This window comes from Planctomycetota bacterium, assembly GCA_035384565.1.
GTDB lineage: Bacteria > Planctomycetota > PUPC01 > DSUN01 > DSUN01 > DAOOIT01.
The window spans coordinates 1-11,123 of sequence record DAOOIT010000112.1; the positions used below are offsets into that span (position 1 = coordinate 1).

Sequence of the window (11,123 nt, forward strand, 5' to 3'; positions counted from 1 at the left end):
GCGGGAGGTTAGATGGGTTGTCTCGTCTTTGGGTCCTATCGGTCCCATCCGTCCTATCGGCTCTATTCCCCTCACCCACAGGTACGCATAGCCGCCAGTGGTTCGCCAGTAGCTCCGGAGCTTATGGCGACCGTGCCGTGTGCATGCTCTTGCCGTGAAGACACTTCGGGCGGGCAGGCTCGACGCAAGAAAATCGTTCCGTACTGCCAAATATCCTCTTACCTACGCGTTGGCCTGCGGCCAGCCGCAACCGAGGGTGGACAAGGTGGACAGTGTGAACACCGTGGACTCCGATGCCCGCCCGCTCTTCGCTGTTTGCACCTGCCCACTCTGTCCACAATGTCCACCGTGTCCACCTTGTGTTTTCCGGGAACGCACACTATCCTATCGCACAGCGCGGGCGCCCGCGAGGTTGGGACTGTAAAGGGGCTGCACATGAGCGGCTGGCGACTGGCGTTGTGCGCGACTCTGCTCGCGTGTTCGGCCGCGCTCGGCGGCGAGGGCGCGCTGCCGCCGAAGCAGCTCTTCACCTGGGAGGAGCTGCCGCCCATCCCCAGCCGCCTTGGCGTCGGTGGGCCGTTTGTAGGCGTCAGCGGTGGCGACCTCATCGTTACCGGCGGCGCTAATTTCCCTACCCCCCTCTTCGAGGGGGGCAAGAAGCAGTGGGTGGATACGGTCTTCAGCCTGGACCCTCGGAGAATGAGCCGCGAGGATGGGGAGTGGGGAGCGATGGCTCGCCTTCGCCAGCCGCTTGCCTATGGGGCCTCGGTGACGTGGAAGGACAACCTGGTGTGCATCGGCGGCTGCGATGCCGAGAGGTGCTGCACCCTTGTGTTCCGGTGGGTCAGGCAGTTCGAGCCCGACTTCCCGCCTCTCCCCAAGCCCTGCGCGATGATGGGCGCGGCGCTGATCGGCGACACGATCTACGTGGCGGGCGGGCAGGAAACGCCGACCGCGACCGAGGGGATGAGGAACTTCTGGGCACTCGACCTGTCAAAGCCAGGCGCCAAGTGGCAGGAGCTTGAGCCCTGGCCCGGGCCGGGGCGCGTCCTGCCGGTCGTGGCCGCGCAGAGCGATGGCTACGAAACGCAGGTCTACGTGATCAGCGGCGCGGAGCTGTTCGCCGGCCCCGACGCCAAGCCGGCCCGCCGCTATCTGACCGACGGCTACGCCTACAGCCCGAAGGCGAAGACGTGGCGGCGCATCGCCGACGCGCCGCGGCCCGTCGTGGCCGCGCCCGCCATCGCCAGCGGCCAGGCGCACATCCTCGTCTTCGGCGGCGACGATGGGGCGAACGCGAACCGCGTCCAGGAGCTGAAGGACAGTCACCCCGGCTTCTCCCGCGACGTCCTGGGCTACCATACGATCACGAACACCTGGGCGAAGCTGGGCGAGATGCCCCTCGGCCAGGTCACAACGGTCGCCGTCCGCTGGCAGGGCGGCATTGTGATCCCCAGCGGCGAAATCCGCCCAGGCGCCCGCACGCCCAAGGTTTTCATCGCTCGGCCGGTGGAGCGCGAGACCCATTTCCAGGCCCTCGACTACATGGTGCTCGCGGCGTATCTCCTCGCCCTGGTCGCCATCGGCTTCTACATTGCGCCCCGTGAGAAGAGCACCGACGACTTCTTCCTCGCCGGCCGCCGCGTGCCCTGGTGGGCGGCGGGGCTGAGCATCTTCGGCACACAGCTCAGCGCCATCACATTTCTCTCCATCCCCGCCGCCGTCTTCGCCACCGACTGGGTGCCGTTCCTCGCCAACCTGTGCATCGTGCTCGTCGCGCCCGTGGTGGTCTACTTCTACCTGCCGTTCTTCCGGCGGCTGAACGTCACGACGGCCTACGAATACCTGGAGAAGCGGTTCAACCTGGCCGTGCGGCTCTTCGGCAGCGTGTCGTTCATCCTCTACCAGCTCGGGCGGATGGGCATCGTGGTGCTCCTGCCCGCGCTCGCGCTGTCCGCGGTGAGCGGGCTGGACGTCACCGCCTCCATTCTCATCATGGGCGTGCTGGCGACCTTCTACACGGTGCTCGGCGGCATCGAGGCCGTGATTTGGACCGATGTGCTCCAGGTCTTCGTGCTGATGGGCGGGGCCGTGCTGTGCCTGGGCGTGATGGCGGCGGGCACGGAGGGGGGCCTCGGCGGCCTCGCGGCACAGGGCGCCGCCGATGGGAAGTTCCGCCTCGTCAACTGGACCTGGGACTGCACGGCGATGTCGCTGTGGGTCGTCGTCCTGGGCAATTTCCTCACTGTGCTCGTGCCCTACACCACCGACCAGGCGGTCGTGCAGCGCTACCTGACCACGCGCGACGAGAGGTCGGCGGCGCGCTCGATCTGGACGAATGCCTTCCTAAGCGTGCCGGCGTCGCTGCTGTTCTTCGGCATCGGCACGGCGCTCTACGTCTTCTACAAGAGCCGGCCCGCGTTGCTCGACCCGGCGCAGGAGAACAACGCGGTCTTCGCGTCGTTCATCGCCCGCGAGCTGCCGGTTGGGGTCTCGGGCCTCGTCATCGCGGGCGTGTTCGCCGCCGCCATGTCCACCCTCGACAGCTCGATGAACAGCATAGCGACGGCGCTGGTGACCGACTTCTATCGCCGTCTCAGGCCGGCTGCCGACGACCGCCGGTGCCTTCGGCTGGCCCGCTGGCTCACGGGCATTCTGGGGGCGTTGGGCACGGGCGCCGCGCTGCTGCTGGCGGCCCTCAACATCCGCTATCTGTGGTTCTTCTTCACCAGCATGCTCGGGCTGCTCGGCGGCGCGTTGGCGGGGGTGTTCGCATTGGGCATCTTCACCCGGCGGGCCAACGGGGCGGGCGCGCTCATCGGCGGGGCGGCCGGCATCGCGGCCTCGGCCTTCGCCTGCTATGGCACACCCATCCACTTCTACCTCTACGGCGCGATCGGCGTGGCCGTGGCCTTCGCCGTCGGCTACGCGGCCAGCTTCGCCTTCCCCCGCGCGGCCCGGCCCCTCGATGGCCTGACCGCGTTCACGATGCGGAAGGCCGCTGATCCTGCCCTTTACCCGCCGGGGCGTTCGTGATAGGATGAGGGCATGTCGAGAGTTGATTCACTGCGAATGGACAAGTCTGCCTTTTCCGTGGCGCCTCTCTCCGCCGCGTCGGATGAGCGGGAGTACTGGCTCTCACGGACCCCGCAGGAGCGCCTCGAGGCCCTGGAGACCATGCGGCAGATCCTCTATGGCTACGACCCATCTACCGCCCGACTTCAGAGACTTCTTGAGGTTGCTCAACGAGAACCGCGTTGAGTACCTCCTCATCGGCGGCCACGCCGTGGGCTACCACGGCTATCCCAGGGGCACCGCCGACATGGAGGTCTGGGTGGCGATCAGCCCGGAGAACGCGCAGCGGCTGGCGCGCACGCTCCAGCAGTTCGGCTTCTCTGCCCCCGAGGTGCAACCCGACCTCTTCCTGAAGCCAGACCAGATCATCCGCATGGGCGTGCCGCCGCTGCGGATCGAGATCGCCACCTCGATCTCCGGCGTGCGCTTCGAGGAATGCTACGCCGCCAGGGTGATCGGCGTTCTCGATGGCATCGAGGTGAACCTGATCAGCCTGCCGCACCTGAGAGCCAACAAGCAAGCCTGCGGCCGGCACAAGGACCTGGACGACCTGGAGAACCTGCCGGGCGCCTGCTGAGGCCCCGGCACAAGGCGGAGGCGCACATGAGGCGAGCGTGGCTGGTGGTGGCTCCCCTGCTCCACGCCACGGCGGCGGCGGCAGGCGACTTGGCGTTCGTCGAAAGGGGCGCACCGAAGCTGGTCCGAGAGGTCGGGGCGAAATGGAAGCAGGCGGACGGCGCGCTCGAAGGCGGCGGCGTGAACAACTTCCTCTTCGCGGGCAAGGCGCTCGGGCCAGGCGATTTCCACGTCAGGGCACGCCTGGCCATCACCGGCCTCAAGAGCAGCGCGGCCTCGTTCACCTTCGACGGCCATAGCCACTTCGGCTTCGACGGGCGGGGCGGCCAGTTCTTCGTGGAAGGCCCGCTCCTCGGCGGCGCGACGAAGATGCTCAAGCCCAATGCCGACCTCATCGCCGAAGGCAGGCCCTTCCTCTTCGAGGCGGTCCGCAAGGGCGACGAGATCGCCTTCTTGCTCGACGGCAAGGAAGCGCATAGGATACCCTTCAAGCCCACGGGCGACCTCAGCTTCGGCTTCCGCCCCTGGAGAAGCACCATGCAGATCAGCGAGTTCTCCGCCGAAGGCAACCTCATCGATCCCCCCAAGCCCCTCGAAGGCCAGGTGGACGTCTTCATCAGCGGCCAGGACGGCTATCACACCTACCGCATCCCCGCGGTCATCGTGACGCCGAAGGGCACGCTGCTCGCCTTCTGCGAGGGGCGGAAGAACAGCTCCAGCGATACGGGCGACATTGACATCGTGCTCAAGCGCTCGACCGACGGCGGGAAGACGTGGGGCAAGATGCAGGTCGTCGCCGACCACGGCCCACACGTCATCGGCAACCCCTGTCCCGTAGTGGACCGCGCCACAGGCACCATCTGGATGCCGCTGACCCGCAACCGCGGCGACGAGCCGGAAAGCCAGATTATGAAGGGCACGACGACTGAGCCGCGAACCGTCTGGCTCACCAAGAGCACCGACGACGGCCTCACCTGGAGCGAGCCGGTCAACATCTCCGAGACGACCCGCCAGCCCCACTGGCGCTGGTACGCCACCGGGCCGGGCGTTGGCATCCAACTGAAGAGCGGCCGCCTGCTCATCCCCTGCGACCACTCGGACCATTCGGACCCCAAAGCCCACCCCTACCGCTCCCACGTGATTTACAGCGACGACCACGGGGCGACGTGGAAGCTCGGCGGCACCATCGCCGACCGCGTGAACGAATGCCAGGTCGCCGAACTCGCCGACGGCGCGCTGATGATGAACATGCGCTCCTATCACGGCAGAAACCGCCGCGCCATCTCCGTCAGCAAGGATGGCGGCCTCACCTGGAGCGAGCCGACCCTCGACGATGCCCTCATCGAGCCCGTGTGCCAGGCCAGCTTCCTCCGCTACACCCTGGCCGGCCCGCAGGACCCTTCGATTTCGTTCAGGGCAGGCAGGAACCGCCTGCTCTTCTCGAACCCTGCGAGCACGAGCCGCGTGAACATGACCGTCCGCCTCAGCTACGATGAGGGCAAGACCTGGCCCGTGGCGAGGACCATCAACCCCGGCCCCTCGGCCTACTCGTGCCTCACCGTGCTGCCCGATCTCACCATCGGCTGCCTCTACGAGCGCGGCGACCGCAGCGCCTACGAGAAGATCACCTTCGCGCGCTTCACACTCGGCTGGCTGACGGACGGATCGGACCGGCTCGAGGCCCGACCGGAGTAGCAGGGCCGTTGCGCTGCGCCGACAGTTGGGGTACCATCCTGGCACAGTGGAAAGGGAGAATGGGATGCGTTGGCTGGCTGCGAACACGATCGTGGTGCTCATGCTGGCGCTTGCGATCCCCTGCGAGGCAGCGGGCCGAGGGGGGCCGCGCCCCGATGCGCCGAAGCAACAAGGCACCATCTCGGGCAAGTTCACCGGCTACCTGCTCGCGGATGCAGGCCCCTGTTGGGTCTTCCGCTACAAGAAGCTGGACAAGGCTCTGACAACCATTGTGAACCCCAACGGCAGCGTTTCGGCGTACGTGCCGACCTGGGTGGTGAGCCTGAGCCTCGACGCCCAACAGGCCGAGCGGTGGCTCAAGGTGGGCGCCGCCTCGCCGCTCATCCATCCCAAGCTGGCCACGCCTCCGATGCTGAAGGAGGTGACGAGCGCGAGAGAGGCAGTTGCCGAGATGGCTCGCCGCCCCTCGGAAGGGCCGTCGTGGACGGGTCTGTGGCTGAACGTGCCAGTGGTAGTAGACCCAGACCTTCAGGCGTTGAAGGCCCTGCGCGCCCGACACGCATGGCAGGGCGGGAACATTGATGAATGGCTCAAGATCGAGCGCCCCGAGCAGCTCTGGTTCCGCGACCCTCTGAAGGCACAGGAGCACCTGGACGCCGATATGCGGGTCCTCAAGGAGATAGAGCTTCTGCCCGAGACGCAGATGAGCAGGAACGGAGTGGTTCTCTCGAAGGACTTCGTCGTGGCCACGGAGACACCAGAGGCCCTGCCGTTGGGCCAGTCGGGGCATCTGGGCCTGCGCTTCTTCGTCCGGCGAATCGTGGACGGCGACCTCTATGTTCCCGATGCGCTCAACAGGGACCAGCTCCTGAGGCCCGGCATGCGAGGCGGCAGTGGGCTGAGCAACCGCAACAGGCTTCGCGTGGACGGAGCGGGCGGCTTCGGAAGCAAGGACCTCTCGCTCGGAGACAAAGACCCCCTCGGAGACGGCAAGTGGCACGCGGTCGAGATCCTGCACCACCAGGGCGTGTTCAAGCGCTGGATTGACGGCGTTCTGGAGGAGAAGAAGGAGCTCTTCCGCCCTCAGCGGCTGCACTTCTCGGCGTCCCCAGATCCGGTGCTCCTGGCGGACATCCAGACGACCCTGAAGGCAGCCTCGGGGAAAGAGGCGCCTGAGTACGACCCCGGCCCCGCTGGCGGCCGCCACATTCGCCGCTGAGGCGCGGGCACGAGCGACCGCTTCCCTGCTCACACAGAGTCCGAATCCTCCACAAGAGGAGCTGTCCACAGATGCTCACCCCGCGACTGGCCGCTGCCGTCCTTGTCCTCGCGCTCGCCGCACCCGGCCGAGGCGCCGCGCCCCCCGACTACTCCGGCCCGGGCTCTGCACCCCTGGCCCAGGCGAACGGCGAGAACGCCAACCGCCTGATGGGCATCAACCTGGCCGGCATGGCCGACTGGAGCACCGAGCTGCCGTTCGTGGACGCCTTCCGTCAGGCCCGCCACTGGATCAGCCAGCGGCAGGGCCAGCCCTGGGGCAAGGGGCCGGCCCTCGCGCTCGACGAGCACGGCTGGGTCGCACGGCTCGAACCCGGCTGCCGCGCCGAAACGCCCATGCTCACCTTCGCCGGCCACAAGCCCGCGGGCGAATACGTGCTGCTCTACGACGGCGAGGGCGAGATCGGCTTCCACGGCGGCAAGGTCGTCACGTCGGCCCCGGGGCGCATCGTGGTGACGCTGGACAGGAATGCCGACGGCATCTTCCTGAGCCTCCGTTCCGTGAACCCGCAGAATCCCCCGCGGAACTTCCGATTCCTGCTGCCCGGCCACGAAGGCACCTACCAGGCCCAGCCCTTCCGTCCAGGCTTCCTCGAACTCTGGAAGGGGATGAACACCTACCGCTTCATGGACTGGATGCACACGAACGGCTCGGAGGTGGCCGAGTGGGCCGACCGCCCGAAGGTCACCGACGCGACCTGGACGCTCAAGGGCGTGCCGCTGGAGGTGATGATTGACCTGTGCAACCGCCAGCTCGTCAACCCCTGGTTCTGCATGCCGCACAAGGCCAGCGACGACTACGTGCGGCAGTTCGCCGCGATGGTGCGCGACCGCCTCGACCCCACGCTGCACGTCTACGTGGAGTACTCGAACGAGGTCTGGAACAACATGTTCCCGCAGACCCGATACGCGCAGGAGAAGGCCCTGTCGCTGGGCATCGGGCCGAAGGAGCGGCCCTGGGAGGCGGGCGGCAAGTACTTCGCCCAGCGCTCCGTCGAAATCTTCGCGATCTGGGAAGAGGTCTTCGGCGGGCGCGACCGCCTCGTGTGTGTGCTGGCCTGGCAGAGCGGCAACGCCTGGTGGCTCGAAAACATCCTGCTGCCGTGGAAGGACACGGTGAAGCACGTGGATGCCGTGGCCAATGCCCCCTACCTCCAGATGTGCGTGTCGCCGAGGGGCAAGCCCAGCGCCGACGAGGTGGCGGGCTGGACGGTGGAGCAGGTGCTCGATTACCTCGAGACCAAGGCCCTGCCCGACTCGGCGAAGGGCATGCAGGCCGTCAAGAAGCTGCTCGACCGTCACGGCCTGCGCTTCATCGCCTACGAGGGCGGCCAGCACGCCGTCGGCGTGGGCGGCGGCGAGAACAACGAGAAAATGACTGAGCTCTTCCACGCCGCCAACCGCCACCCTCGCATGGGCGACCTCTACCGCAAGTACTACACCGCCTGGCGCGAGGCCGGCGGTGACCTCTTCTGCACCTTCTCCTCCGTCGGCCGCTACAGCAAGTGGGGCTCGTGGGGCCTGGCCGAGTACTGGGACCAGACGCCCGACGACTGCCCGAAGCTCAAGGCCACGCTCGACTGGAACCGCGCCAACCCGTTCGACAATCAGCCGCCCGCCATCGAGCTGCCCGCCGAGGCAACGGCCCGAGTCGGCGAGCCGCTCAAGCTCAAGGCCGCCATCGCCGACGACGCGAGGACGCGGATGGCGGTGATCGTCGGCTGGAGCAGTTCGGAGCCCGACGCCGTGGCCTTCTCTAACGCGCGCAGCGCCGAGACCGAGGCCCGATTCGCCAAGGCCGGCTCCTACACGCTCCTGCTGCGGGCGTCGGACGGCTTCGCGCGCAGCGAGCGCGCCATTGCGGTGAAGGTGGAGTGAGCGATGAGGCGAGCCGTCGTTTGCCTCGCGTTCGCCTTGTTGTTCCCCGGAGGCGCCATGGCGCAAACCCTCGTGCCGCAGATTGACGGCGACTGGTGGCAGGTGGCGGGCGACCCCGACCTCGGGCCGCTGACTGACCCGAAGCAGCAGCCCGTGGACTTCGCGGTGTGGCAGGCGGCCGACGGCTCGTGGCAGCTCTGGTCGTGCATCCGCCACACCCGCTGCGGCGGCAAGACGCGCCTCTTCCACCGCTGGGAGGGCCGCCAGCTCACCGACCGCGACTGGACGCCGAAGGGCGTGGCCATGCAGGCCGACGTCCGCTTCGGCGAGACGCCGGGCGGCCTCCAGGCGCCCCACGTGCTCCGCGTCGGCGACGTCTTCCATATGCTCTACGGGGACTGGGTGCACATCTGCCACGCCACGAGCCGCGACGGCAAGGTGTTCGAGCGTGTCACCGACGCCGCGGGCCAGGCGGGCCTGTTCGGCGAGGGCGCCGACGCCAACGCCCGCGACCCGATGCTGCTGCGCGTGGGCGACCTGTTCCACTGCTACTACACGGCCTACCCCGGCGGCAAGGGCGCCGTCTTCTGCCGAACTTCGAAGGACCTCGCGGCTTGGAGCGAGGCGAAGACCGTGTCGGCCGGCGGCTCGGCCGGCGACGGGCCGTTCTCCCACGAATGCCCGCACGTCGTCCGCCTGGGCGAGGGCGGCCCCTACTACCTCTTCCACACCCAGCGCTATGGCCAGAACGCGCAGACCAGCGTCTACGCCTCGAAGGACCCGCTGAACTTCGGTCCGGGCGATGACTCCTGCCTCATCGCCCGCCTGCCCGTCGCCGCGCCCGAGCTCATCCTGCACGAGGGCAAGTGGTACATCGCGGCGCTGTTGCCCAGCCTCAAGGGCATCCGCATCGCCCGGCTCAGGTGGGAGCCGAAGGCAGGCCCTCTCGCGCCGCGTAACACCTCAGCCGAATGAAGTGGGGCCTCCGGCACGCACCTCAGAGGGCGCGGCAGTTCGTAGTGCGGGCTTCAACCCGTACTGGACGTCGAGGATACGGCCTGAAGGCCGCACCACAAACTCCGCTTCACTCGGTTGAAGTGTTACCGCGCCGTCACTTCGCCTTGCCCTTGAGCCGCTGGCGGAGTCGTTGGAGCGGCCCCCGTCGCCCACCCCAGAGCGGCTCGTCCAACTCGACGGCCCACTTGGCCCAGGCGTTGCTGAGGTCGGTGAGAACCTCGGGCTTCTCCGCGGCCAGGTTCCGGCTCTCGCCGATGTCGGCGGCCAGGTCGTAGAGTTCGCTGACGCCGGCGCGCGGCTGGACGAATTTCCAGTTGCCCTTGCGCGCTGCCGCCTGGGCGCCGAAGCGCCAGAAGAGCGCCTCGTGCGGCGCCTCGGCCCTCGCGCCCTTGAGGAACGGCAACAGGTCCACCCCGTCGAGCTTGGCCTCGGGGGGCGCCGGCGCGCCCGCGGCGGCCAGGGCGGTGGGCAGAATGTCGAGGCTGATGACGGGCTGGTCGAACGTCTTGCCCGCGGGGAGCTGGGCCTTCCACTGGATGATGAACGGCACGCGGATGCCGCCCTCGTACACGGTGCCCTTGCTGGCGCGGAGCGGGCCGTTGGACGAGGCGTTGGCCTGCGGCGGCCCGCCGTTGTCGCTGAGGAAGAAGATGAGGGTGTCCCGCTCGATCCCCGCGTCGCGGAGCTTCTTGAGCACGGCCCCGATCGCATCGTCCATCGCCGACAGCATGGCCGCATAGGTGCGGCGGTTGCCCTGGAGGTTCGGGAAGCGGTCGAGGTACTTCGCCGGCGCCTGCAAGGGGTTGTGGACGGCGTTGAAGGTGAGATAGAGGAAGAACGGCTCCTTCTGGTGCCGCTCGATGAAGGCCACGGCCTCGCGGGCGAAGGCGTCGGTGAGGTACTCCGGCTCGTTCACGCCCTCGGTGCCGCGTAGGATGCCGCCGCGGCGGCCGCCGCCCGCGTTCGTGTAGGAATGGGCGCCGCCGAGGAAGCCGAAGAACTCGCTGAAGCCACGCTGGAGGGGGTGGAACTTCGCTGCCGCGCCCAGGTGCCACTTGCCCACCATGCCCGTGGCATAGCCGGCGGCCTTCATACGCTCGGCGAACGTCGTCTCGGTGAGCGGCAGCCCCACGTCGGCCTCGGGCGTGGGGCCAGGGTTGAACTCGTGGCCGAAGCGCTGCTGGTAGCGGCCCGTCATCAGGCCCGCCCGCGTGGGGCTGCACACGGGGCAGCTCACGTAGCCGCTGGTGAACCGCACGCCGCCGGCGGCCAGGGAGTCAATGTGCGGCGTCGGAATGTCCTTGCCGCCATGCACGCCGATGTCGGCGTAGCCCAGGTCGTCGGCGACAATGACCAGGACATTGGGCTTGGCGGGCGGTCCGCCCGGGGCCTCGGCGGTGCCCAGGCGCCCGGCGGCCACGCCCGCGGCCAGCGTGGCCAGGAACCCCCGGCGTGGCATCGTGGATTGGCGCATCTGACTCTCCTTCGAGCCCCCTTCCCCACTATGCTATGCGCTTTCCATTGGCAGATCAACGGCTGACTTGCGGGCGGGTGTGGGCCGGAATTGTAGGCAGGGTGATTGTCTCTGGAGCCTGAAGGGCTCG

General features: G+C 68.1%; 7 protein-coding genes. 6 read left to right on the forward strand and 1 reads right to left on the reverse strand.

Going from position 1 to position 11,123, the window contains the following annotated elements:
• The first annotated feature begins 435 nt into the window (after positions 1-435).
• From PLE19_22810 to PLE19_22835, 6 genes are all read left to right on the forward strand, one after another.
• Positions 436-3,036: a sodium/solute symporter gene (locus PLE19_22810; protein HPD17779.1), complete on the forward strand. Its 2,601-nt coding sequence runs from the start codon at positions 436-438 to the stop codon at positions 3,034-3,036.
• Positions 3,037-3,232: 196 nt separating this feature from the next.
• On the forward strand, positions 3,233-3,652 hold the full coding sequence (locus PLE19_22815; GenBank protein ID HPD17780.1) for a hypothetical protein: 420 nt from the start codon (positions 3,233-3,235) through the stop codon (positions 3,650-3,652).
• 26 nt (positions 3,653-3,678) lie between these two features.
• Positions 3,679-5,346, forward strand: coding sequence for a sialidase family protein (locus PLE19_22820; protein HPD17781.1), 1,668 nt, complete (start codon positions 3,679-3,681; stop codon positions 5,344-5,346).
• 64 nt (positions 5,347-5,410) lie between these two features.
• Positions 5,411-6,565, forward strand: a complete 1,155-nt coding sequence (locus PLE19_22825; protein ID HPD17782.1) for a hypothetical protein — start codon at positions 5,411-5,413, stop codon at positions 6,563-6,565.
• Between the two features lie 71 nt (positions 6,566-6,636).
• Positions 6,637-8,502: a hypothetical protein gene (locus PLE19_22830; GenBank protein ID HPD17783.1), complete on the forward strand. Its 1,866-nt coding sequence runs from the start codon at positions 6,637-6,639 to the stop codon at positions 8,500-8,502.
• 57 nt (positions 8,503-8,559) lie between these two features.
• A complete protein-coding gene (locus PLE19_22835) occupies positions 8,560-9,477 on the forward strand; it encodes a hypothetical protein (GenBank protein HPD17784.1) in 918 nt (305 codons plus the stop codon).
• A gap of 136 nt (positions 9,478-9,613) precedes the next feature.
• Here PLE19_22835 and PLE19_22840 read toward each other — a convergent pair whose 3' ends face one another.
• Entirely contained in the window at positions 9,614-10,993 is a 1,380-nt protein-coding gene (locus PLE19_22840; protein ID HPD17785.1) for a sulfatase, read from the reverse strand.
• Between the last annotated feature and the right edge of the window lie 130 nt (positions 10,994-11,123).